Here is a 24,947-nt window from a genome sequence, read left to right on the forward strand (position 1 = left end):
ACCAATCCTTCGACTAAGCTCAGGATGACCATAGGAGACTTTTAAGATACCCTCTTTAAAATCCTGCGAACGAGGTTTAATCTATTTAATACTTACCGGTTCCTGCTTCTTCTTTAACAGGCTTTCTATTTTACGGTACAATGTTAAGGGCTCAAAAGGTTTGTTCAATACATCATCTGCCCCGCTTTGCATGGCTGTTGCCTGCTCTTCTTCTAATATGGCTGCCGACAATGAAATTATCGGTATATCTTTTTTGTCTGCCGGCATATTAGTCCTGATCTGGTGAATAGCTTCATAACCGCTAAGCTTCGGCATGTGGGTATCCATCAGAACCAAATTGAAGTCTTTTTCCTTTAGTAGCTGAATAGCCTGCTCACCATCGCCTGCTATATCTACCTCGATATTCCAGCTACCAAGTATTTTAGTCAGCATAAACTGACTGACCGTATTGTCTTCGGCAAGCAATACCCTGATGTTATTAAATTTAGGTAATTCCACTGAATGTTGATCTATTTTTTTCGCCGCTGCCTTGTCATCGATCACGCGGTACCAATTGGTAAATTTAAAAGCGCTTCCTTCATTTTCGGTACTGGTTACCGATAATTCCCCGCCTTTTAGCTCGGCCAGCTTTTTCACAATAGAAAGACCCAATCCTGTGCCGCCATAGCTTTGCGCAATACTATCATCGGCCTGTTCAAATGAATCGAATATTACATTCAGCCGGTTACTGGCTATACCTATGCCTGTATCAATTACCGCAAATTCTATCCGGGCAGTATCACCGTCCCTATCAATAACCTTAATTGACAGTGTTACAGAACCATCGGTAGTAAATTTGATGCCATTGCTTACCAGGTTCATCAGTATCTGGTTTAAACGCAGGGCATCGGCCATGATCAGTGTGGGAACATCGGGACTAATATCCAATGCCAGGTGAATATTTTTTTCGTTTGCCCTGAACACAAAAAGCTCAATAATTGATTTGGCAAGCTGTAATAAATTGGTTTCTGAACGTACTATTTTGAATTTTCCTGATTCTATTTTTGATATATCTAAAACATCGTTAACAACTCCGATCAACGATTGTGACGATACATGCAATAGATCGGCAAGCTGTTTCTGCTCATCGTTTAACGACGTACTCATCAGCAGGTGAGTTAGCCCGATAATGCCGTTTACCGGCGTTCTGATCTCGTGGCTCATGTTGGCCAGAAAATTTTCCTTTGTACGCTTTTCCTGTTCGGCCTGCTCTTTTGCTTCAACCAGCTTTTTCTGGAATGCCTCCAGCTCCAGATTTTTCCGTTTCAGCTCTCTTTCTGTAACAACAAGCTTGATAAACGAGTTTACCTTGGCTGTGGTAATGTAGGGATCTAAGGGTTTGTACAGATAATCGATGGCCCCGGCATTCAGGCCTTTTACGGCATATTTACTTTCTTTAGATATGGCTGTAACAAAAATGATCAGGATATCGCGTGTACGCTGATTGCTTTTCAGTGTTTCGGCAAGCTCAAAGCCATCCATTCCCGGCATCTGAACATCGATCAGGGCGATACAAATATCCTGCTCCCAGCATATCCGCAAGGCTTCGTTAGGCGATGTTGTAGAAATAATATTGATATCGCCTTGCTTTAACAGCGCTTCAAGCGATATAATATTCTCCGGTTTATCGTCTACGATAAGGATGTTGACACTCATAGTTTAATGTTATGCAAAATGGCTATTTTATCTAACAATTCAAATAATGCCTCGTTATCTAAGATCAAATCGGGATTGCAGCGATCTAATGCAGCTTGGGGCATGATACGAACTTCGGCCACTTCGGGGTTTTGTATAACAGATAACCCGTTTTTACCGGCAATATAACATAAACCACCGGCGCCATCGGCATTAGCTCCCGATAATAATACTGCAATAACATGACTTCCGTACACATCGGCAACGCTTTTAAAGGTTACATCAATAGACGGGCGGCAATAATGCTCCGGCTCTGATGCATCAAGCGAGAGCATTTTCTCGGGCTCTGCCAGCACGTGATAGTTGGCCGGCGCAAAGTAAACCGTATTTCTCCTGATCTGCTCTTTGTCTTCTGCCAGCTTTACCCTAACCTGCGATTTCTGCTGCAATAATGCTTCTACAGATGATCTATAGTTTTTACCACGATGCATCACCACAATTACCGGCAGCGGGAAACCTCCCGGCAGATAGGTTACCATATCAAATACCAGGCTGAACCCACCGGCAGAACAGCCAATAAGCAAAATTTCTGCATCGGTAATTCTTCGTTCGATATGTTGGCTCAGATCAAGCAATTTTTTGATAAATATTTTCGATACGGTCTATGATCCTGAACCGGTTTTTAAGCTCATCGCTGCGCAGGCTTTCTTTAGAGCCCAGGCATAAAAAACCAAGCATACATAAACTGTTATAGAAAAGATCAATAATTTTTTGCTGCTGCTCTATATCAAAATAGATAAGCACATTGCGACATACGATCACCTGAAATTCATTAAATACTCCGTCTGACACCAGGTTATGCACTGAAAAAAGCGTGTGCTTTTTTAATTTCTGAAGTATACAGGCGGCATCGTATTTTGCAATGTAATATTCTGAAAGCGAGTGTATAGCCCCCGAGGCCTGGTAATTCTCTGAATACTGTTTCATGCTTCTGAGGTTGTAGATACCTTTTTTGGCTTGTTCTATTACCCGCGTGTTGATATCTGTACCATATAAGAATGCCCGCTTATACAATTGCTCTTCGTACAATAATATGGCAAACGAATACAGCTCCTCGCCGCTTGAACAGCCTGCATTCCATATTTTAATTCGCTGAAACGACGCCAGGTAAGGCAATACTTTTTCGCGAAATGCTTTATAAAAATCAGGATCGCGGAACATTTCTGTAACGTTGACCGTGATACCGGCTAAAAATTCATCAAAAAAATCAGGATCATTGATCAATACAGAGCGTAAATCAAATAGCGGCAAATGCTTAACGTGCATCAGGCGTGTTACCCGGCGTTTTAACGATGCCTTTGCATAACCAGTCAGATCAAGTCCGTAAATTTTGTACACCAGCTCCGTCAATTCATTCAATTCATTAAATGTTATGGTATATGTTGTGGATCCCTCCATAGTTTAGCGCAGGTGTTAAGTAAAAAGTCAAAACCCCGAAGGGCTAACAACAGCTCAATAGGTCATAGCTACATCTAACTTAACCAAACCCGCATCATTGAAAGCAACATATCGGCATCTATCGGTTTGGTGATATAATCGCTGGCCCCGGCCTCTATACATTTTTCCCGGTCGTTTTTCATCGCCTTTGCGGTAAGTGCAATTACAGGCAGCTTTTTAAACCGTTTTTGCTTACGCAGTTCCCTGATGGCCTCATAACCATCCATTTCGGGCATCATAATATCCATCAAAATAATGTCTGTTTCAGGTTTTTCATCCAGTTTTTTTAGTGCTTCATGTCCGTTTGTGGCAATTTCTATATTCAGATTATACTCCTGTAAAACACTGGTAAGGGCAAAAATGTTGCGCATATCATCATCTACAATCAGCACATTTTTATTTTCGAGCGCTTTTTCTAATGTTGATACCTGCTTACCGGATTTGCCTGTATGCGGCTTGCCGGGGTTTGTACTGATGGTACCGGCCTTAATTTTATGCATAAAGAGGTTTACCTCATCCAGCAAACGCTCGTTTGATTTATTATTTTTCAGCACCATAGCGTGGGTATGCTGCATTACACGTGCCAGGCTCTCCTCATCCAGCTCCATAGCCGTATTAATTATGATCGGGATCTCGGCCAGCTGCTTATCGGCTTTAATTTTATCCAGCAGGTCTAATCCCGACATATCGGGCAGGTTCAGATCAAGTATAATGCAGTCAATGCTACCAGTCCCCTGTAACTTTTGCAATGCTTCTTCACCGCTAAATGCCTGTATCACTTCGGCTGCATTTTCTGCCAATTGCTGCCGCAGGTTTTCACTTTGCACCTCGTGATCTTCTATCAGCAAAACCTTATTCAGGTTCAGCCGGCCGCTCTGGCTTAACAGGTTAAACGCATTTTCAAGCGATTCTTTATTGACCGGCTTTTTAAGGAAACCGATAGCTCCCTCCTGCCTGGCCTGCATGGCCCGCTCATCGCCGGCAGACATCATGTGTACCGGGATATGCCTTGTCTCGGGATTGGCCTTCAATGCTTTCAGCACTTCCCAACCATCCATCACCGGCAGCATAACATCCATTACAATAGCGTCCGGACGTTGTGCTAAAACCATCTCTACTACAATATCTCCCCGGTGTGCCAGTATGGGTTTAAACCCTCGTTCAAGGGCATAGCTTTTTAATATATCGGCAAATATTTCATCGTCTTCAACAATAAGCAGAATATGCTCTTCTGACTTATTTGTTGCCGCTTTATGTAATGCATCCTGCTTAACGGTATCCTTTTGTGATAAAGAATTTGCGGCGGCCGATTGTTGCAGTGATGTACCGGCCTTTACCGGAAGGTACAGGGTGAACGTGCTGCCTTCGCCAAGATTGCTCTTTACATGAATTTCGCCGCCCAGCATCAAGGCCAGCTGCCTGCTTATTGATAATCCGAGCCCGGTGCCGCCATACTGCCTGCTGGTTGAGCCATCGGCCTGCCTGAACGCCTCAAAAATCACCTGCTGCTTATCTTCTGAAATGCCTATGCCGGTATCAGATACGCTAATGGCAACAATTTGCTTATCGGCTACCTGTATCAGATCGGGATTATAATAGTTTATATCTGCCCCGGCCAGATGAATATCTACCGTAATACGACCGTTTTCGGGAGTAAACTTAAAGGAGTTGGATAACAGGTTTTTAATGATCTGCTCAATACGCATCCTGTCTGAGATCAACGTATCGGGCACGGCATCATCTACGTGAAACTCATAAGTAATATTCTTATTCTTAGCTACTTCGCTAAATAACAGCTCAAGCTCCTGCCTGATCTCTGCCAGGCTGACTTCTTCAACCGTAAGTTCCAGCTTGCCGGATTCAATTTTAGAAAGGTCGAGAATATCATTGATCAGCATCAGCAGGTCGCTGCCGGCATTATGTATCACACCGGCGTACTTTACCTGCTCATCTGCCAAATTATTGCTTTTGTTTTCCTTAAGTATACGGGCCAGGATAAGGATGCTGTTTAATGGCGTACGCAATTCATGGCTCATATTGGCCATAAATTCTGACTTGTACTTATTGGTTTGCTCCAGCTCCCGGGCTTTGGCGCTGATAGCTTCGCGGGCCCGCTCTACCGTTTTATGCTGTTCTTCAAGCAGTTCTGCTTTTTCTTCCAGCTCAGCATTGATTTGCCGCAATTCTTCCTGCTGTACGCGAAGCTCCTCTTCAGAGGCCTGCAATAGATGTGTTTTTTGCAACAGCTCCTCATTGGTGGTACGAAGCTCTTCCTGCTGGGTCTCTAATTCTTCGGCCTGCTGCTGGGTTTGTTCAAACAGATCACGCATTTTTACACGAGCCTGCGCTGCATTGATTGAAATGCCAATGCTATCGGCAATAATGCTTAGTAATTTTAGCGATTGCGTGCCAACTTTTTCTACAAAAGCAAGCTCGATAACCCCTTTCAGGTTACCGTTAAATAAAAAGGGTTGTAAAACTATCGAGCCTGGCCTGGTATCGCCCAACCCTGAGCTTACTTTAATGTAATTTTCGGGTACATTTTCTAAAACAATACGTTTTTTTTCAAGAGCCGCCTGTCCGAGCAAGCCTTCGCCTATTTTGTAGGTTACAGGCATTTTTTTATGCGAATATGCATAGCTGGCAGCAAGCTTTAAGACATCGCCGGCCTCATTGGCTAAATACAGCGCAGCCACTTTTGCATTCATATATTCGGCCATCCGGGTAATTACATTGGTTGCTATTTCTCCAACCTCCAGCTCACCACGCATCGATTCATCCAGCATCGATGTACCTTTTAATAACCAGTTCTTATTTCTATTTTCTTCAGAAACCTGCCGCAGGTTTTTGTTAGCCATACGCATCTGGTTTTCTATTACCTTTTGCTGCCTGAACGTGCGGATAATATACGATAGCAGTAACAATATCAGGCAAAGAATAATGAACGAGCCACTTAAAATAACCAGTAATGTCCGGTCAACGCCGGCCTCGCTCTGACTTCTGCGCTGAATCAGCTTTTTATTTTCAAATGCCTGGATACTTGCGATATACGAGCGCACTTTATCCATGTACAGCTTTCCGTGATTCTGTAATATTCTTTTCTGAACTGCCTCAAAACCCGCACTGTTACGTAAGCCGATAGTATATTTCATTTCGGCAATTTTCCGCGAAACATACAGTTGTAACGAGTCAACATTTACCAGTTGATCATTTGAACCGGCAAGTAATGATTTAAGCTGAAGTATGGCCGGATCAACGTTGTTAACAGACAGGTTATAAATATCCAGGTATGCTTCTGAACCGGTAATAATATATCCCCGCTGACCTGTTTCTGCATCAACAAGATATTGTTGTATGTTGCCTGAAAGGGTAACAATTTTCTCAGTACGGTTTGCCCAGTTTATATCCGATTGCAGCTTTTGTATGCTTAAATAAGATACTATAGCCAGAACAAATACAAAAAACAGGGTAATGCCAAACCCGGTTAAAACCTGCTGCTGAAAAGTAAACTTACGCATAGCCAATTATACAAAAAAAGCAAAGGATTTTAAGCACACTTAAATTTTTTATGTTGTTGCTGTTATGATGTATAGTCTGAAGCTCTGGAAGGAGAAAAGAAAGGCGGAAGAAACAAGGATGATCCCGGATACCAGGGAAGTAATTCTTCACCAGTTAAACGCTAATTTTTATAAAGTCAGGCAGTTTAGGGCGCTTGCATTAGCTGATAATTACCATGATACTTAAGGTATAAGCGCAATCTGCGATTCGCTTTCTCAGGTTATCCGGACAACGGCGCCATCCAGATCATCGGTAATATACACCTGGCAGGATAGCCGTACATTGGGATTGGCAATTCCGGCTTTTTCAATAGAAGTCTGCTCATTCCGCTGCCTGGGTGGCAACGGTGCCTTTGAATTAGTAATTTCAACCAGGCAAGTGGCACAACGCCCTGTGCCACCGCACTGGCCGAAATCATCTACGTCCATCGTATCATTGATCAATGCACGCAGATCGCGGTATTCCCCCCATCGGGTTTGTATAGAATGTTCACGCCCCGAATAAATAATGGTAAATGTAATAGCCGGGATATGCTCCATTATTTATCCAGCCAGAACTCATCCGCATAATTATCTTTTACGTTATCGTGCAAAGCGTTGAGTTGTTGTCCGACAGCTTCCAGTTGCGAAAGGCTCAGCACCTGCTCCATATACGGAAAAAGGATCCGTTCTTCATACCGCACATGCTCATTAACCTCATCGGCCAGTTGCAGCAGCAAAGTATCGGTGCAGTTATCGTTCAGCGCTTCAATTTGCCGCCTGATGCGCTGATGGTCGGCTGCCGCCTTTTGTACAGGTTCATCCTGCACCATACTGAAAAGTATCTCCTCTTCTTTACGGAAGTGCTCGCCCAAATGCTGCTGCCAGAAATAGTTTACATAACGGCATACTCTTTCAAGAGCTACTTGTTGCTTAACACCCTGTCTTATTTTCCAGCAAAACAATAAACTGTAATGATGTTCACGCGATAATTCGAGGATATTCTCGTTGCGCCTGATAGGTTTCTGTGCCATAGCCGATTATTTAAGCCGTTTGTGTATATATTTTTGCAATACCAGGGCCTGGTTATGCTCTTCGTCGTGAGCGGCATACAGCAAGGTAACGGTTTTGTGTTCTTTCACCTGCTCAATCAACGCTTCAACCGCTTCATTTTCTTTCAATTCTGCCTCATACCGGCGGCAGAACTCAGCCCATTTCTCAGGGTCGTGGTTAAACCACTTACGCAGCGCATCCGAAGGAGCGACCGCCTTCGCCCATTCATCCAGGTGCGCATTTTCTTTTTTTATGCCACGCGGCCAGAGCCGGTCAACCAGCACCCTAAAACCATCGGCTTTAGCAGCCGGCTCATATATCCGTTTAATAGTAATTGCAGACATGGGAAACGTTTTAGGCTATTAGCTGATAGCCATCAGCCAATAGCTATATTCTCTATGCATTAAACTCCTGTTCCAACAAAATTGATTTCGGAAAAAGGATATTATTTTCAAGGTGGATGTGCACATGCAGATCTTCCTCAAATGTTTTCAATGCCTCAAAAGCTACTTTATAGGTCGAGCAGGCATCATCCGCAGGGGTATAATTGTTGCTCAATCCGGCAATTTGCCGAAAACGCTCGCCCTCCTGGTTATGCTCTATCATCATCATTTGTACCGGGTTGCGCACCGTTCCGAACATGGGCAAAACCAATTCCGACTGTTCATTTTTTGCCTGAACCATTTTACGGATGAATGGAAAAAGCATCACTTCCTCTTTTTTCATGTGCATATTCAGCTCGGCAACCGATTCTGAAAACAGGTGATAGATATCCTTAAGCTCCGGATGCCGCTGGCCATGCACCTTGCAGATCTTATCTAAGTAAGCAGTGATCTCGGGCGATCTCTCCCGTATGCCACCGTGATACTTCTTCTGGATAAAGTCGGCCAGAAAATCTAACGACCAGGTATTGTAGCCGCTATAATTCTCGGGACTTCCTTCTAAAGCCGATGCAATTTCCCGCTCCAGTAACCGGGTATCCACATTTTCAGCTTTGCAGGCTTCATCTAACGTACGATCGCCATTACAGCAAAAATCAATATGATATTTTTGAAAAACGGATGCGGTTTTATAGTTGTCTGCTACAATTGCGCCAACGGTTTTTTGTGCTAAATTTTCCATGATCCTATATTATATATTAAGTCAAAAGTTAAAGTTGAGTTTAGCGAAACTCCCCCGAGTAATCCGGGGTTCGGGGTTAAAAGCTAAAAGTTATCTGCCTGTTCTCATTGGCATAAGCTAAATGGTTAAACAGTTTTAAACAGGCCTATGCCAAAAATAAACAGCCCTGCCACCTTAATTAATTCTCCAATTACATAATAGATGTGGTAGCTGGCCGATCCGGGTGTTTTACCGGCTATAAACATGGTAGCACGGGCGTCAAGGGTAGGCAGCAGCCACAGGGTTTGAACCAGCAAGATCAGTATAACCACAATAATAGCCGGCATATTTGCAGGCAGAAAAAACGGTTTGGCCCTCAGGAACATGGTCAGGATAATGGCTATGGCAAATACCCATTCTATTTTATTTAAAACGCTGTATACCAGCCTGCCGATACCCAACCCCAGCGGCATGGTAATACCCGGCGCACGAAATTTCAGCCAGGCTTCCAGGAAGCTGATAGCGCTTACAAAGCCGATCCATAAAAATACGCAGACAAGCACCAGGGGAAATTTTACGGTTACCATTATAAGATCTTTTTTAAAGGGTTCTCGCGGTAATAGTTGATTTTATATTCAAACATTTCGGCCATTTTATCGGCCCGCCATTTAGCTTCTTCGGCCTTTTCGCCGGTAAACAATTCATCAACCGTTTGGTAAAACAGCTTTAGCCATTGTTCAAAATGTGCATGATCTACCGGAAGATTAGCATGCGGAACAAACGGGCTGCCAAAATACGTGTGGTCTCCCAGCAGCACCGTTTGCCAGAAGGTGTACATTTTTTCCAGGTGCTGTGGCCAGCGATCCTGGATGCGCTCGTTAAATATCGGCGCAAGCAATTGATCATCCCGCACTTTGGTGTAAAAGGTGTCTACCAGTAATTTTACATCGTCCAGTGTAAGTATGTCTTTCGGCGTCTTCATCATCATATTATTTTATTGAAACATAGGTAACCAGGTAATACAGCGCCCAGCCTACAAAACCTATCATCAAAATCCATACCCATGACGGGATACTGTGCGGCGTCTCGCTGCCGGTTATCAGGAATTTTTTCTGATCGCCTTTACCATACGCATTGATCATAATAGGTAGCACACCGTCAACCACGGCATTCTCCGAAATACCTTCTATAGCTATTGCCGGGCCGTTTCTCACCTCAAACGGAATCAGGCGTATACCTTCTTTTCCTGTAGGATCTTTGCTTACTATTTTAAGCGTATGCTGTCCGTCAACCAGCTTTCGGGTATCAAGCTCAAAATTTACCGGCGAAACAAACTCTGCGATAGGCTTTTCTTTATCGTCTATAAAAATAAATATCCTGCTTTTATCTTCCATGTTATTCCTGCTCTAAAACAAACCGTTTAATATGATTTTCTGATCTTTCGCCGGGACGGATAAGCCACTTTACCGAAAAAAACAAGGTAAACAGCACAATACCAACGGCAATATACACAATGACATAATCCCAGTTGCTTTGCGGGCCGGTACCGTGGGTAATGCCTCTTAAAATCCTGGGCTGCTGTTTCTCACATGCCGGACACGCCCATGCGGCCACGCTAAGCAGCAATGCCGGAAACAATAACATCATGCGCTTCATATATTTTTTCATTTTTGAGCCGATTTTACTTTCACCGTTTCTATTAATTTTTTGATCTCATCAACCGTTACTTTGCGGGCATTATTTCCCCAGCTTGTTTTCTCATGGTTCATAATAGCCGCAATCTCTTCGGGTTTGAGGTTATTGGTTGTGCCAATGGCCGGCATCGGGCCAAAGCCTTCCTGTATACGTCCGCTGTAACCGTTCATAATGATATCTACCATCAGCTCCGGGTTATCGTCTAAAACTATTTTACTTCCTTTTAACGGCGGGAAAGCTCCTTTCAACCCTTCGCCATTAGCCTGGTGACAGCTCTGGCAATTAGCCGTATACAGTGATGCACCGTCTAATTGCTCTTCCTCTCCCGCTGCCCCGGGCTGCGCTTTGGGCGCCCGCTTATATAAAAATTCCGGAACCGGGCTGCCGTCAGGTAATTTGGTTTGTTTGAGCGATTGCAGGTACGCCACCAGTTGCAATGCTTCTTTTTTAGCTACCACTTTACCTGCCGAGCCATCCAGATATTCTTCTGGTATATTAACCACAACATCGCCTTCGGCAGGATGCTTTTTAACCTCGAACATCCAGGGATAAGCCGGCATAACTGATTCTTTTACCACGATACGCGGATTATACAAATGCACCAGGTTCCAGTCTAAACTGGGCTGGCGGTTACCGATATTGGTCAGATCGGGGCCGGTACGTTCTGTACCCATCAACGTTGCGGTATTACGCCAGAAATCGGTACGGTGGATGCCTGCATAATCGGCAGCTATGCTGGGCCGCTCGCCCCAGGTTTTGTCCATATCCACATTACGCACCTGCTGGGTATGACAGGCCACGCAGCCGTTGGCCACAAATACGGCTTTGCCGGCAATGGCATCTTCGCTCAGAGGCTCGGCATTTGGCAAAGGTTCATAGTTACGCTGGTTGTTCAATGCCGGAAATATGGCTACCAGCATAGTCAGCACAACGAAAAACAGGAATGCCGTCCAGAAAAGTTTTTTATGATTATCAAAAAAATCCATATTAATAAGTCAAAAATCAAAATTCAAAATTCAAAAGCTGAGTCTCAGCACTTAACCGGCTAATTCCTTTTCTTCGTTTAACGCAATATCCTGGCTTAACAGTTCAAATGCCTTTGTCTTTACATCGATGGTATTGTTGCGGGCAATCATCCTGTAAAAGTTATAGGCAAAAAACAAATGCGAGAGCCACATCAGGCTTCCGCCGATGGCACGCCACAGCCAGAACGGAGCCATAAACACCACACCTTCAATAAATGGCTTCCCTTCCAGCCACATCAGTCCTTTCATGGTGCTGCCATACATTAACGGGATGGTATAAAACAACAAGCCGATCAATGCCAGCCAGAAGTGGGCTCCCACGGTTATCTGAGGCGGCTCTTTTCCCGTTAAACGGGGAATTACGGCGTACATGCCCGCCCACAGGAAGAAGCAGATGATACCATACATGGTGAGGTGCGAGTGCGCCACCGTAAAATCGGTAAAATGCCAGATGAGGTTAGTGGAGCGAAATGCTTCGGCCGTACCCTGCATAGAGCCGGTAAAGTAAAACACAATTCCCACCAGGAAAAACGGCAAGGTGTAGCTGCCAGCTATTTTGTGCCAGGCGCCCTTAAAGGTCATTAAAAAGTTGGTTGTTCCGGCAATTACCGGGATGGCCATTCCGGCGCTTCCCACAATAGCCACCGTTTGTAATGCCCACGGAATGGAGCTGAACACAAAGTGGTGTGTACCGATCAAGGTGTAAAACAGAATCTGTGTCCAGAAAGCCAGTATACCCAGGCTGTACGAATAAATGGGTTTATTAAGCTGCTGTGGCAGGTAATAATACACAATACCAAGCGTGAACAGCATAAACCACATGCCCACGCCCTGGTGCATATAATAGCCCTGTATAATGGTTTCGCCCAGGCCATCCTGCCAAAGCGGAACGTAAGCCACAACGGCAATAACCAATGCAAACATTACCGCGGCTACAATGTACCAGTTTGATATGTATATTTCTTTGGTGGTACGGCGGGCAATGGTTTTCAGGTAATTGATCAGCGTAAGCACCAACCCGATGCCGAAAAGCAGCATAATGGGCCATATATATTCGCGATATTCGCCGCCGCCATTATTCAGGCCGGCCATTAAGCTGATCGAGCCTATTATTACCGCGGCATTAATTAAATAAAGTGCGTACCAGGCGGCTTTTAAGCTGTACAGGGGCGTATTGCTTACCCGCGGAACGACATAATAGCCTAAGCCTAACATCCCTAACGATGCCCATCCCCAGAATACCGAGTTGGTATGTACCGGCCGTAAGCGGCCAAAGCTCAGCCAGCTGAAATGGTCGGCATCAGGAGCTACAAACTTAATACCCAGGTATTCGCCTAAGGTTGTTCCGAATAACAGCCAGAAGGTAGCACAGCCGATGTACCACAATACCAACTTTGATAGCTGCGGGTCGATATTCGGGCGCTTCTGCGCTTTCTTTTTAACAGCTACAATAGGCAAAACGGCTTTATGATCTATATTGTTCAGCAAGCCAATTTCATCCTCGGCCGGAAGATTCCCTGATAATTCGGTGTGGCTCAACTGGAAATCCAGCGCAGCCTTGCGTTTTTGCAATTCCGGCGTAATGGCTTCTGCCGGTAAGGTTTTAAGGTAGGCCGCCAGCCGTTCGGCTTCGGCCAGATTTTGCTTATTCTGGTATTGCTTCAGGCTATTTATAATTTTAACAACCAGCAGCAGTATACCAACCACAATGGGTGTAAGAATTAAAACAACAGTAATGATAATCCCCCCTTCGCTGCTTAAAGAAGCCGATGCCGCATTGCTGGGCTGTGCCAACAAAGCGGTGCTGTTGCCGCATAAAAACAAGCCGGTTAGCAGGCTTAGCAGCTTCGCTTTGGTGTGCCTGCCTTTTCCCGGAGCAGCTTTCTGCCTGCTTACATTTATCAGCGTTTCAATCTGGCCGCTATCCAGGTTGGTGAGATAAGCGTCGAGCATGGTTTGTTTTGAGGCTTCCTTAATGTCGTTTTCGCGGGATGCAATGGCTTTGGTTTTTACCAGCAACCAGCTGACTGCTACAGCAATTACTACCAGGAGCAAAATGCCTATACTGATCAAGAAAGCATCACCATAGGCAAAATTACCTGCTCCCGCAGAAGCTGCCTGAGCTTTTGCCGGAGCCATCATCCCTCCTAAAAGGAGCATGCAGATTGCGAATTGTGAAAGTTTAATATACATATTATAATATAATAAGACCTTTTTATCTTTTATTAAGTTAAAAAAATGCTAATTTCTTCTCAGGTAGCTGATTCCGGCATTAAGCTCATCATTAAAGTTTTCTACAGTTACCGAGCCCAGCATAATTTGCAGCTGCTCCCTGATGGTTTTGAACTTGCTGTGCAACGGGCAGGGTTTGATCTCAGAGCATTGCTTTAACCCCAGGGCGCACCCGGTAAATATGCCATCGCCGTCAATGGCTTCTACCACGTCTGCCAGCGTATGTTTTTTAGATACCTCATCCAGGTAAAAACCCCCGTTCGGCCCTTTCAGTGATTGCACCAATCCTCTCTTGCCTAAATCCTGGAGTATTTTCGCAATAAAATGCTCGGGCGAGTCAATACCTTTGGCAATTTCCTTTATCCCCACCCTGCTTCCATCTGCTGATTTATGAGCAATGAATATTACCGCCCGGATTGCGTATTTACACGTTTTTGAGAACATCGTATCGCTTTACGCGGCAAATATACAGGTTATTTTTAATAAAAGATATTTTTATCTTTTATTTTTAAATTACATTAAAAGCACGCTATAAACGTTACATTTAATAGATCACTAACAAGCTGAACAATTCTGTTTTTTGAAAAGCACTTGCAATAGCATTTGGGTACTGATAGTCCCGCCATCCGCTATAGCCCTCATTGCATTCGGGGCTGCCGCTCCTGTCCGGGTTTAGCTTGGTCAGGACAGTGCTACTCTGAAACTTTGATACCTTTTAGAAGGCTGTCAAAGTTACCGCAGACAGCGTTTGGAACGCTGTCTGCGGTAAAATCGTAAAAGCCTGGAGGCTTTTGAGTAACAGCACTAAGCAGAGCTTAGCGCTATCGAGAACTTTGATACCTTTTAGAAAGTTGTCAAAGTTAGTGCAGACAGCCATTTACGTTGTCTACTCTCCTATCCATTTCTTCCTTACAGCAGCCTGCTGCGATGTAATTTGTTCCATAGGAACAATGCGGTATTGTACCGTTGGGTTCTCCTTCAATTCGGCAACAATGGTTTGTACCCGGTTGTCGCGGGAAATTAATATAGATATGGTATCGTCAACTTTTTTAGCAGAGATCATTTTATCAAGATCTTTGTCAGTGTTTACACGTTCACCGTCTATGGCAATAAGCTCATCGTTAACGTTAATACCGTTAGCCCAGGCGCCTGAATTTCGCACTATACCGGTAACCATAAGTTTACCATCTTTTACCGATGTGGATACACCCAGGTACGGCGTGCCGGAATCGGCATTGTTAACGAGCTTGTATCCGGCATAAGCCAGGTATTGGTTATATTTGATGGCTTCGGTTCCGTTGATATAGGCGGCATAAAATGCATCGAGATTTTTACCGGCAGCAATTTCCAGCAGATTTTTAAAGGCAGCATCGGTAAACCCTTTATTTTTCTTCTTGTAAAACTCGTTATAAGCAGCCTTCATCACATCGTCAAGGCTTCTTTTACCGTTACTGGCGTGAATAATTTCCAGGTCTAACAACATCCCGATAAGGGCTCCTTTAGTATAATACGAAATGCTGTTGTTACGCGAATTTTCGTTCGGGCGGTATTGCTTTATCCAGGCGTCAAAGCTCGATTCACTCACCGACTGGTATTTGTTCCCCGGTTGGTTCTCATACGTATTAATGTCCTTGACCAAAGCATTCAGGTAATTGCCGGGAGATTGCATGCCGCTTCTGGCTACAAACAATTTATCGTAATAAGCCGTAAAACCTTCGGAAATCCACAGGTTGGTAGTATAGTTCTCATGGTCATAATCAAACGGGCCCAAAGCCTCCGGGCGCAGGCGCTTTACGTTCCATAAATGAAAATATTCGTGCGCCACCAGCCGGAGAAAATTGATATAGCCGGATGGGTTGGCATACTCGTTACGCGAAGCGCCTAAAACCGTAGAATTCAGGTGCTCCAGTCCGCCGCCACCATCTGCATAATTATGCACAATAAATACATAACGCTTATTGGGATTCTCGCCAAAAACACGGGTTTCTTCTTCCACTATTTTCGCCATATCCACCTTAAGACGCTCTTTATCATAGTTTCCGCCGCCGTACATGGCAACTTCGTGCTTCACCCCTGCTGCATTAAATTCAAATATATCCTGGTTACCAACCTCAATCGGCGAGTCGTACAATATATCAAAATCGGGTGTGTAGTAGGTATTTGACGAACCTTTTACAGCTTCCAGGCCGGTGGAAATTTTTGTCCAGTTCCGGGCCGGAGAAACAGTTATGATTGCAGGCTGGTTTATCTGACCGTCTACGTACATAAATATCCCGGTAGGTGATATAAAAGCATGACTATTGTCAACAAAACTGGTACGAACCGATATTTCAAAACAATAGACACGGTAATTCAGCCATACCTCCTGCCCGGCAGTATGTACACGCCAGGTATTTTTATTGATTTTATTGTAGGATACCGGCCGGTTATTTTTATCATACGCCTTTACCTGCTCTACATTTTTGGCAAATTCGCGAACCAGGTAGGAACCCGGCGCCCATACCGGCATTTTTATATCCAGGTAATCGGCAGCAATGCCCGAAATGTGCATTTTAACATCCGTATAATGGGCTTGTGGTTCTGAAAAGGAAACTTCAAAAGCAATTTTGGTTTGTGCAGCAGAAAATTGTATCATAAACAAAAGAAATAACAGGAGCTTACAGTGTTTTTTCGACATAATCCGGTTGTTTGTTGGTGTATTTCAAATCGTCGCCGGCTGGTGTCTCAACAGCCGTGGCAGTTTGCCGTGAGCGGTGTACCCTACCGTCCGCAAAAGTAATATAATGCAACCATTTGAAATGCACCCGTTGTTTGTGCCGGCTAAAATTAACGTATTTTTATACAGCTTTTTAACCCGATTATAAAATTTATTGAATACCGGTTTGCTACAATTTAGCCCATAAATGATGCTGTAAAATAGTTGATACAACGTTTTATTAGAAAAAATTAACCAATAGATTTGACATCAGGATACCATTAGCGAGTATCGTTATATTAAACTAAACTGCATTTCAGAAACTTTTAGCCTGTAGTAACCGGCCTTAAAATGCCTGAAACCATCAATCAGAAGAGTGAACCTTATATGAAGACCAGATATATTATTTATTCCATGCTTGTTATCGGCCTGGTAGCTTTAATCGGCTATCGCATACATAAAAATAAAGAAGAAGGCGCAGGCGGTGGTAAAGGTAAAGGTGGCGGAAAACAGGGAAACGCTCCCGTACGCGTTTATGGTACGGTTGTAAAAACCGGCACATTCGCGAATACCCTGTCATTATCAGGAACGCTGGAAGCCAACGAGGAAATAAAGGTTACCGCTGAAGTATCGGGCATAGTACGCTCCATTAATTTCCAGGAGGGCAGCACGGTAAGTAAAGGCCAGGTTTTACTGCGTATCGACGATTCTGAACTACGGGCCCAGCTATCACAAGCTACTACAAAACAAGCACTTGCAGCACAAACCGAACATCGGGCCAAATTGTTACTGCAAAAAGAAGCTATTAGTCAGGAAGAATACGATACAGCGCTTGCCGACCTGAAATCGCAGCAGGCGCAAACTCAGCTAATTCAGGCCCAGATCGCAAAAACCATTATACGGGCTCCGTTCAGCGGCCGTATCGGGTTACGTACCATTTCTGTTGGCGATTATGTTACACCAGCTACTGTGATAGCTAATCTGGTAAGTATCAACCCACTTAAAGTGCAGTTGGCCGTACCGGAAAAGTATGCCGACCGGCTAAAAGTAGGCTCAGCCTTATCATTCACTGTAAATGGCTCGACCGAGAAACATACGGCAACCATTTACGCCCTTGAACCGGCTATTGATGCCAACACCCGTACGTTAAAACTAAGGGCTAAAGTACCTAATCCTGATGGGAAATTGTTGCCAGGCTCATTTGCCAAGATATCGTTACCGCTGGCAATAGTTAAAAACGCCATACTTATCCCCAGCGAAGCGGTTATTCCCGTGCTGAATGGTAAGCAGGTATATGTTTCTAAAAACGGAAAAGCCGAACAGGTGCTGATTGAAACTTCGGAACGTACCGATAAGGACGTTTTGGTAACATCAGGGTTGCATGTTGGTGATACGGTATTAACCAGCGGCATTATGGCACTAAAAGTTGATATGCCGGTTAAGGTGGAGCTGAAAGGAAGGTAGGAAGGTGGAAGGCTGAAGGTGGAAGGCTGAAGGTAGAAGGTAGAAGGTAGAAGGTGGAAGGTGGAAGGTGAGAATAAAAACAAGGCACAGCATAGTCTAACTCCCTCCCTGAGGGAGGGTCGGGGTGGGCTTTCTGCCTGCGCTCGTTTACAGAACGAGTGCATAAATATCCGGCGTTTATAACGCCGAAATAGCAGAACAGCTTTAAACCGGGATTAGGATATTGAACATGTTTTAGAATAGTGCACAGGGATTTTTACTTTTAATTTTTTGAATTTTTACTTATAAAAATGAGCTTATCAACCATAAGTATAAAGAGACCGGTTCTTACCATTGTAATGAACCTGATACTGATTTTGTTCGGTGTGATAGGTTATACCTTTCTCGGCATACGGGAGTTTCCATCTATCGATCCTCCTACCATATCTGTCCGTACCAGTTATTCGGGTGCAAACCCCGATATTATTGAATCGCAGATCACTGAACCGCTGGAAAAGTCCATCAACTCAATTGACGGTATACGCAATATCTCATCATCGAGCAGTTTGGGAACCAGTAACATTACGGTTGAATTTAACCTGGATAAAAACCTGGAAGAGGCGGCCAACGATATCCGCGATAAAGTTTCGCAGGCTGCACGCTCTTTACCTCAGGATATTGATGCTCCCCCGGTTGTAACCAAAGCCGATGCCGACTCGCAGCCCATTATGATATTAACGGCGCAAAGCAGCACCCGTAATATTATGGATTTGAGCGATTATGCCGAAAACGTTATCGCCCAGCAATTACAAACCATTGCCGGCGTAAGCAGTGTGTATATCTACGGACAAAAGCGCTATGCCATGCGCTTATGGATCGATCCTATGAAGCTGGCTTCGATGGGCTTAACCGTACAGGATGTTCGTAATGCGCTGGATCAGCAAAATGTAGAGCTGCCATCGGGTAAGCTTACCGGCCAGAACACCGAGCTTACCATTAAAACGCTGGGTAACATGTCTACTCCCGATCAGTTTGATAACCTGATCATTAAGACCGATGGAAGTAATATTATCCGCTTTAGCGATGTTGGCCGTGCCGAATATGGCCCTGAAAACCTGGAAACCAGCCTCAGCGAATCCGGTATCCCGATGGTAGGTCTGGCCATTATTCCGCAACCCGGCTCTAATTACCTGGATATATCCGAAGCTGTAAACAAGCGGTTTGAGTTACTGAAAAACGAGCTTCCGAAAGATATCCAGCTAAAAATGGCTATCGATTACACGCTGTTTATCAAAAAATCGGTAACCGAGGTGGCCGAAACCATCCTGGTGGCATTGGTATTGGTAATCCTGATCATTTACCTGTTTTTCAGGGATTGGGGCATTGCCTTCCGGCCATTAATAGATATTCCGGTATCGCTGATAGCGACGTTCTTTATCATGTACCTGTTCGGGTTCTCGGTAAACGTGCTCACCCTGCTGGCTATCGTGCTGGCAACAGGCTTAGTGGTCGATGACGGTATCGTGGTAACCGAAAACATCTTTAAAAAGGTGGAAGAAGGCATGTCGCCCGTAGAAGCAGCCATCAAAGGAGCCAATGAAATTTTTATAGCGGTTATTTCCATTTCGATAACGCTTGCCGCTGTGTTCCTGCCCGTAATATTTTTAGAGGGATTTGTAGGCCGGTTATTCCGTGAATTTGGTGTGGTAATAGCCGCAGCCGTTTTGATCTCTGCTTTTGTATCGCTTACGCTTACACCGATGCTGAATGCCTACCTGATGAAAGGCGGAACACACAAAAAATCAAAATTCTACAACCTCACCGAGCCTTATTTTGAGAAAATGACTTCGGGCTATGCTGAAGCGCTGACTTCGTTCATGAAACGCAAGTGGATCAGCTGGCCGGTCGTTATTGTTTGCTTAGGACTCATTGGCTTATTCTGGAAAATCCTGCAAAAGGAAACGGCTCCTTACGATGACCGTAACCAGCTCAAAGCCAGCATTACTACACCGGAAGGCTCGTCATTTGAGTACACCGAAAAATTTATGAACAAACTGGCTAAGCTGGTTAATGATTCTGTTCCTGAAAAGAACGTAAACTTGGTTATTACAGCCTCAAGCCAGGGTTCTGCCAGCTCAACCAACTCCGGCCGTTTGAGCATCAAGCTGGTTGATTCTGAAAAACGGCATCGCTCACAGCATGAAATTGTAACCAAGCTCAATAAGCTGGCCAAACAGTTTTCTGAAGGAAAAGTATTCTTTACCGAGCAGGCGACCATCGCGGTAAGCCGTAAAGGAGGATTACCGGTACAATATATTATACAGGCCCCGAACTTTGAAAAGCTTCGCGAAAAGCTGCCCGAATTTGTAAACCAGGTTAGTAGTGATCCTACGTTCTCGCAGTTTGATGTAGACCTGAAATTCAATAAGCCTGAGATTAACGTTACCATAAACCGTGATAAAGCGCAAAGCTTAGGAGTTTCTGTACTTGATGTGGCTCAAACGCTGCAACTGGCATTAAGCGGACAGCGCTTCGCTTATTTCTTAATGAACGGGCGGCAGTACCAGGTAGTCGGGCAGTTTGATAAGCACGACCGCGAAGAGCCTTTAGACCTCTCGTCTATTTTTGTGCGAAGCAATACCGGGCAGCTTATCCAGTTAGATAACCTGATCGAGATGAAAGAGCAAAGCAGTCCGCCACAGCTCTATCACAACAACCGGTTTATGTCGGCAACCATATCTGCTGGCCTGGCTCCTCACAAAACATTAGGTGACGGCATTGATGCGATGGATCGTATAGCCGCTAAAGTGCTCGACAAAAGTTTTTCTACCGATCTTGGCGGCGAATCGCGGGATTTCAGGGAAAGCGGCTCAAACACCATGTTTGCATTCGGACTGGCCTTGCTGCTGGTGTATCTCATCCTGGCTGCACAGTTTGAAAGTTTCATTGATCCGCTTATCATTATTATTACGGTTCCTTTAGCTGTGGCCGGTGCGATGGCTTCGCTGTGGCTATTCGGGCAAACCTGGAATATATTCAGCCAGATAGGTACGGTTATGCTTATCGGGCTGGTTACCAAAAACGGTATCCTGATTGTTGAATTTGCCAACCAGCTCAAAGAACAGGGTAAACCCAAAGCCGAAGCCATTATCCTGGCCGCGGAAGCCCGTCTTCGCCCGATATTGATGACCAGTATGGCTATTGTGCTGGGGGCCTTACCTATTGCCCTGGCTTTAGGTGCAGCAGCCAAAAGCCGTATGGGCATGGGTATTGTTATCGTAGGCGGAACTACCTTTTCGCTGATACTTACCCTGTTTGTTATTCCGGGCATCTATGCCATGTGGTCAAGAGAATTAAAACATCCAGCCGTTGAAGAAAAAGTTAAAGAAAAAGAAAACGCCGATCCGGTAGCCGTAGAGTTATGAGATATATCCTTGCTTTAGTTTACGCTTTTATAGCGCCACTATTTATCAATCAACAACTGGCTGCACAGGAGAAATTAACTGTAGAACAGGCCGTACAAATAGCATTACAGAACAACTACGATATTAAGCTGGTATCAAATTCATTGGATATCAGTAAAAATAATGTAAGCCTGGCAAATGCCGGCATTTTGCCAATGGTAAGCGGCGACTTCAATTCCAATGCAACCATCCAGAATACCGATCAAACCCAATCAACCGGCCAGGTGGTTCACCGTGAAGGTGCAAAAAACTCCAGCATGACTTATGGCGTGAATCTGAACTGGAAAATTTTTGATGGTTTTGAGATGTTTGCCAATTATGACCGTTTAAAAGAGCTGCAAAAGCTGGGCGAGGTGAATTTACGTTCAACTATCCTGGGAACAGTAACCAACGTAATAAATGCTTATTACAGCCTGGTAAGCCAGCAACAAGCATTAAATTCGGCCGAAACCACGCTTGAAATTTCACAATTGCGGTTACGCAATGCAACTAACCGGTACAGTATTGGTAAAGCCGCCAAACTGGAGGTGCTTAACGCTAAAGTTGACCTGAATACTGATACAACAAACCTGCTGCGCATGCAGGATGCGTTTAAAACATCCAAAATTCAGCTTAATGAGTTGCTGGCCAGGGATATTAATACCGATTTCACTATAACCGATACCATTATTATTGATAATCAGCTGGCGCTGAATACGCTTCAAAATCAAATGGCCAGCCTAAATCCCGATCTGCAGGCGGCTATTGTAAACCAACGCATTGCCGAGCTGAACCTTAAGCAGGTAAAAGCCAGCCGTTATCCTGATATTAGTTTCAATACCGGGTATAATTTCAGTAAAACTACCTCCGAACTGGGTTTTGCCCGGCAGTCGCAAGGAAAAGGTTTTAACTATGGCCTTACTGCCTCCATCAACATATTCAATGGTTTTTTGCAAAAAAAGAATGAAAAAAATGCTGCAATAGAAATAGAAAATGCCCGGCTTGAATACGATAAGCTACATCAGAATATTCAATCGCAGCTGCTGTCGGCCTACCAAACGTACCAAACCAATTTAAAGTTAGTAACGCTTGAACAGAAAAACCAGGCTGTGGCTAAGCAGAATCTGGACATCACGTTAGAAAAATTCAAATTAGGCACAGTTGCACCCATAGATTTCAGGGAGGCCCAGCTCAATTACGTAGAAGCCAGCGTACGGTATACCAATGCCCAGTATGCTGCAAAAATATCAGAAATTGCACTAAAACAGCTATCGGGAACGTTAGAATTACAATAAATCAGGAATTATATCCGTCTGGAAAATTATTTTAAAATAAACTTTAAACAATTTTCCGTTCATTATATTTTTACTTAATATTAATGGCAAAGTAAAAATACTAATTTCGTGTTTATGGAAATCCACCGATACAAAACCGTATTGCTGGTTGACGATAATTACATTGACAACCTGATAAGCCGCAAGTTATTGGAAAACAATGATTTTTCAGAAAACATCATTATTTATGAATCTCCGCAGGAAGCGCTGGATTTTATACAGCAGGCTTTAACAGAAAACCAAAATATACCCGAAATTATCTTCCTGGATATCAGGATGCCTGAAATAAGCGGTTTTGATTTTTTAAAACGACTTAATGCAATGGATAATATCCTGCAACACAACATTAAAATATATATGTTATCTTCGTCGCTTGATCCAACCGACCTTAAAAAGGTGGAAGAAAGTAAACTGGTAACAAACTTTATTGGTAAACCCTTAACCTCACAAAGCCTTACAGCAATTAAAAATGATATTAGTAGCAGATAGCGGATCGTCCAAAACAGACTGGATGCTGAAGTTACCCGATTCCAAAGCGCTTGAATTTCATACTCCCGGACTTAACCCCTACTTTCTCAACGAAAACGAAATAACCAAGATAATTGCCAATACCTCAGCCATTCAGCCCTATGCAGCTCAGGTAACAGAAATATACTTTTTCGGGGCCGGCTGCTCCACTCCCGATAAGCATGAAACAGTTTCTAACGGGTTATCGGCGTTCTTCAAAAATGCCTTTATCAGCGTTGACAGCGATAGTATTGGCTCCGCCTACGCAACCTGTGGAACAGGAAAAGGCTTCAGCTGCGTATTAGGAACTGGCTCCAACATTGCTTTCTTCGATGGAAAAAACGTTATAAACGGCGTACACGGTTTGGGCTATATCCTCGGCGATGAAGGCTCCGGCACGTACTACGGCAAGAAGCTTATCACCGATTACATGTACGGCAATATGCCTGATGAAGTGGCGCAGGCATTCAGCAGCAATTATACCGTTGACCACGAAACCATTACCAAAAAGCTGTACCAGCAACCGGGCGGCAACCTGTACCTGGCCTCGTTTGCAAGGTTTTTAAGCGAGGTACGAACACACGAGTACACCCAAAACCTGCTTAAAAACGGCTTTAACGAATTTATTGATACCCATATACTTACCTATCCCGATTACCATCAGCATACGTTTCATTTCGTAGGCTCCATTGCCTGGCATTTTAAGGATATATTACTGACAGCCTGTAAACAAAAATCAGTAAAAGTGGGTAAGGTACTCCAAAAGCCCATTCACGAGCTGTTCGAATTTATTGTTAAACGCGAAGCAGCAAGCTAATAACAGCTCTTTCTTCTTTTTTAGAAAAGCAAAACCATTGCCCGTGGGTTCCGGCAGCCCGGCTTTACGTTCATACGCCTGCGGCCTGCCCCGGTACCTCGCGGAGCATTCCGCACAGGGCCGGTATCCACTTCAATCCGGTTTAGTTAATATTTGCCTGTACTACTATCAAAACTTATCCAGTGTTATTCATTGTTTACACGAAGCTTTATAATATGCTCCAGTGCTTGTACATCAAGCTGGTCTTTGGGTCTGTTTACAGCCTTTTTGTTGGCAATAAGTTGATTGATATGCAAAAATGGCACATGGATACCATCTATATTAGCTACAGAAGCTAATGACAGACATGCATCAAAAGAATATTCTTCTAATCCTTTCATTTCTGTTAAAATATCCAATCGTAAACCATTATTGAGATGAAAGTCTGTCCAACCGGCAATAAAAGTTATGGTTTCCAATTGGGGGATATCTCCAAATCCATACGCATTGAATGCATTGCGAAGCCGTTTTCTATTTTCAGGAGAATCCTGTATCCAAATATCCAGGTCTCCGGTAAATCGTTGAAATCCATGTAAGTTTGTTGCATATCCTCCTACTATAATGTATGCTACATTACAGGTTTCCAGGCTTCTCCAAAAATTCAGAATATCCTCATCAAAAACATCCATATTAATTTATTTGCTAATGGATGGTTTATGAATTATAACTGCTTTCTGCAAGGTCTGTTGTACCTTATAAAGCCGGGTTGCCATTTCAAAGCGTTCTTTGTACGAGCGATTAAGACCCTCCTTAAGCAATGCTATTTCGGCCTCGGTAATACTGGTAATACTATTGTTGTCTTTCTTCCCAGATATGCTCATACAAGTTAATCTTATACCGATTATAAAAATACAAA

The 24,947-nt window shown here is 44.0% G+C and carries 24 protein-coding genes; 6 read left to right on the forward strand and 18 right to left on the reverse strand.

Annotated elements, in window-relative coordinates:
- Positions 1–81: 81 nt before the first annotated feature.
- The 4 genes from FW774_RS11350 to FW774_RS11365 all read right to left on the reverse strand — a co-directional run bounded on the left by FW774_RS11350 (position 82) and on the right by FW774_RS11365 (position 6,689).
- Positions 82–1,695 (reverse strand): response regulator, encoded by a 1,614-nt coding sequence (locus FW774_RS11350; protein ID WP_149348286.1) that lies wholly within the window; start codon positions 1,693–1,695, stop codon positions 82–84.
- Positions 1,692–2,309, reverse strand: a complete 618-nt coding sequence (locus tag FW774_RS11355) for a chemotaxis protein CheB (protein WP_149348287.1) — start codon at positions 2,307–2,309, stop codon at positions 1,692–1,694. Before FW774_RS11355 ends, FW774_RS11350 begins: the two co-directional genes overlap by 4 nt.
- Positions 2,302–3,132: a CheR family methyltransferase gene (locus FW774_RS11360; protein ID WP_149348288.1), complete on the reverse strand. Its 831-nt coding sequence runs from the start codon at positions 3,130–3,132 to the stop codon at positions 2,302–2,304. Before FW774_RS11360 ends, FW774_RS11355 begins: the two co-directional genes overlap by 8 nt.
- A 74-nt stretch (positions 3,133–3,206) precedes the next feature.
- Positions 3,207–6,689 (reverse strand): response regulator, encoded by a 3,483-nt coding sequence (locus FW774_RS11365; protein ID WP_149348289.1) that lies wholly within the window; start codon positions 6,687–6,689, stop codon positions 3,207–3,209.
- 64 nt (positions 6,690–6,753) lie between these two features.
- Between FW774_RS11365 and FW774_RS20410 the strand changes: the two genes are divergently transcribed.
- Positions 6,754–6,915 (forward strand): hypothetical protein, encoded by a 162-nt coding sequence (locus FW774_RS20410; protein ID WP_187774876.1) that lies wholly within the window; start codon positions 6,754–6,756, stop codon positions 6,913–6,915.
- A gap of 29 nt (positions 6,916–6,944) precedes the next feature.
- Here the strand turns inward: FW774_RS20410 and FW774_RS11370 are convergent, their stop codons facing one another.
- The 12 genes from FW774_RS11370 to FW774_RS11425 form a co-directional block, all read right to left on the reverse strand.
- Complete coding sequence (locus tag FW774_RS11370) at positions 6,945–7,268, reverse strand: 2Fe-2S iron-sulfur cluster-binding protein (protein WP_149348290.1); 324 nt, start codon at positions 7,266–7,268, stop codon at positions 6,945–6,947.
- Complete coding sequence (locus tag FW774_RS11375; RefSeq protein ID WP_149348291.1) at positions 7,268–7,741, reverse strand: hemerythrin domain-containing protein; 474 nt, start codon at positions 7,739–7,741, stop codon at positions 7,268–7,270. The genes FW774_RS11370 and FW774_RS11375 overlap by 1 nt, the downstream gene beginning before the upstream one ends.
- A 6-nt stretch (positions 7,742–7,747) precedes the next feature.
- On the reverse strand, positions 7,748–8,104 hold the full coding sequence (locus FW774_RS11380; RefSeq protein WP_149348292.1) for a DUF488 domain-containing protein: 357 nt from the start codon (positions 8,102–8,104) through the stop codon (positions 7,748–7,750).
- Positions 8,105–8,156: 52 nt separating this feature from the next.
- Positions 8,157–8,882 carry an iron-sulfur cluster repair di-iron protein gene (ric, locus tag FW774_RS11385; protein WP_149348293.1) on the reverse strand — a complete coding sequence of 242 codons (726 nt, stop codon included), beginning with the start codon at positions 8,880–8,882 and terminating at the stop codon, positions 8,157–8,159.
- A 125-nt stretch (positions 8,883–9,007) separates the two neighbouring features.
- Positions 9,008–9,448, reverse strand: coding sequence for a hypothetical protein (locus FW774_RS11390; RefSeq protein WP_149348294.1), 441 nt, complete (start codon positions 9,446–9,448; stop codon positions 9,008–9,010).
- Positions 9,448–9,849 (reverse strand): group III truncated hemoglobin, encoded by a 402-nt coding sequence (locus FW774_RS11395; RefSeq protein ID WP_242457801.1) that lies wholly within the window; start codon positions 9,847–9,849, stop codon positions 9,448–9,450. Before FW774_RS11395 ends, FW774_RS11390 begins: the two co-directional genes overlap by 1 nt.
- Before the next feature lies 1 nt (position 9,850).
- A complete protein-coding gene (locus FW774_RS11400; protein WP_149348295.1) occupies positions 9,851–10,255 on the reverse strand; it encodes a cytochrome C in 405 nt (134 codons plus the stop codon).
- Position 10,256: 1 nt separating this feature from the next.
- Positions 10,257–10,529, reverse strand: a complete 273-nt coding sequence (locus FW774_RS11405; protein WP_149348296.1) for a hypothetical protein — start codon at positions 10,527–10,529, stop codon at positions 10,257–10,259.
- Positions 10,526–11,542, reverse strand: coding sequence for a cytochrome c (locus tag FW774_RS11410; RefSeq protein WP_149348297.1), 1,017 nt, complete (start codon positions 11,540–11,542; stop codon positions 10,526–10,528). Before FW774_RS11410 ends, FW774_RS11405 begins: the two co-directional genes overlap by 4 nt.
- A gap of 51 nt (positions 11,543–11,593) precedes the next feature.
- Complete coding sequence (locus FW774_RS11415) at positions 11,594–13,741, reverse strand: cbb3-type cytochrome c oxidase subunit I (RefSeq protein WP_197739840.1); 2,148 nt, start codon at positions 13,739–13,741, stop codon at positions 11,594–11,596.
- 81 nt (positions 13,742–13,822) lie between these two features.
- Positions 13,823–14,257: an RrF2 family transcriptional regulator gene (locus FW774_RS11420; protein ID WP_149348298.1), complete on the reverse strand. Its 435-nt coding sequence runs from the start codon at positions 14,255–14,257 to the stop codon at positions 13,823–13,825.
- Positions 14,258–14,699: 442 nt separating this feature from the next.
- A complete protein-coding gene (locus FW774_RS11425) occupies positions 14,700–16,448 on the reverse strand; it encodes a M61 family metallopeptidase (protein WP_149348402.1) in 1,749 nt (582 codons plus the stop codon).
- Positions 16,449–16,895: 447 nt separating this feature from the next.
- Between FW774_RS11425 and FW774_RS11430 the strand changes: the two genes are divergently transcribed.
- The 5 genes from FW774_RS11430 (at position 16,896) to FW774_RS11450 (ending at position 24,052) form a co-directional block, all read left to right on the forward strand.
- Positions 16,896–17,972, forward strand: coding sequence for an efflux RND transporter periplasmic adaptor subunit (locus FW774_RS11430; protein ID WP_149348299.1), 1,077 nt, complete (start codon positions 16,896–16,898; stop codon positions 17,970–17,972).
- A gap of 290 nt (positions 17,973–18,262) precedes the next feature.
- Positions 18,263–21,376: an efflux RND transporter permease subunit gene (locus FW774_RS11435; protein WP_149348300.1), complete on the forward strand. Its 3,114-nt coding sequence runs from the start codon at positions 18,263–18,265 to the stop codon at positions 21,374–21,376.
- Complete coding sequence (locus tag FW774_RS11440; RefSeq protein WP_149348301.1) at positions 21,373–22,689, forward strand: TolC family protein; 1,317 nt, start codon at positions 21,373–21,375, stop codon at positions 22,687–22,689. The genes FW774_RS11435 and FW774_RS11440 overlap by 4 nt, the downstream gene beginning before the upstream one ends.
- A gap of 114 nt (positions 22,690–22,803) precedes the next feature.
- On the forward strand, positions 22,804–23,217 hold the full coding sequence (locus tag FW774_RS11445; protein WP_149348302.1) for a response regulator: 414 nt from the start codon (positions 22,804–22,806) through the stop codon (positions 23,215–23,217).
- The gene (locus FW774_RS11450; RefSeq protein ID WP_149348303.1) at positions 23,198–24,052 is read left to right on the forward strand and encodes an N-acetylglucosamine kinase; all 855 of its coding nucleotides are present in this window, start codon (positions 23,198–23,200) and stop codon (positions 24,050–24,052) included. Before FW774_RS11445 ends, FW774_RS11450 begins: the two co-directional genes overlap by 20 nt.
- A 185-nt stretch (positions 24,053–24,237) precedes the next feature.
- Here FW774_RS11450 and FW774_RS11455 read toward each other — a convergent pair whose 3' ends face one another.
- A complete protein-coding gene (locus FW774_RS11455; RefSeq protein ID WP_149348304.1) occupies positions 24,238–24,720 on the reverse strand; it encodes a hypothetical protein in 483 nt (160 codons plus the stop codon).
- A 6-nt stretch (positions 24,721–24,726) separates the two neighbouring features.
- Positions 24,727–24,912, reverse strand: coding sequence for a hypothetical protein (locus FW774_RS11460; protein ID WP_149348305.1), 186 nt, complete (start codon positions 24,910–24,912; stop codon positions 24,727–24,729).
- Between the last annotated feature and the right edge of the window lie 35 nt (positions 24,913–24,947).

Origin of the sequence: Pedobacter sp. BS3, from assembly GCF_008274585.1 — a bacterium.
Taxonomy (GTDB): domain Bacteria; phylum Bacteroidota; class Bacteroidia; order Sphingobacteriales; family Sphingobacteriaceae; genus Hufsiella_A.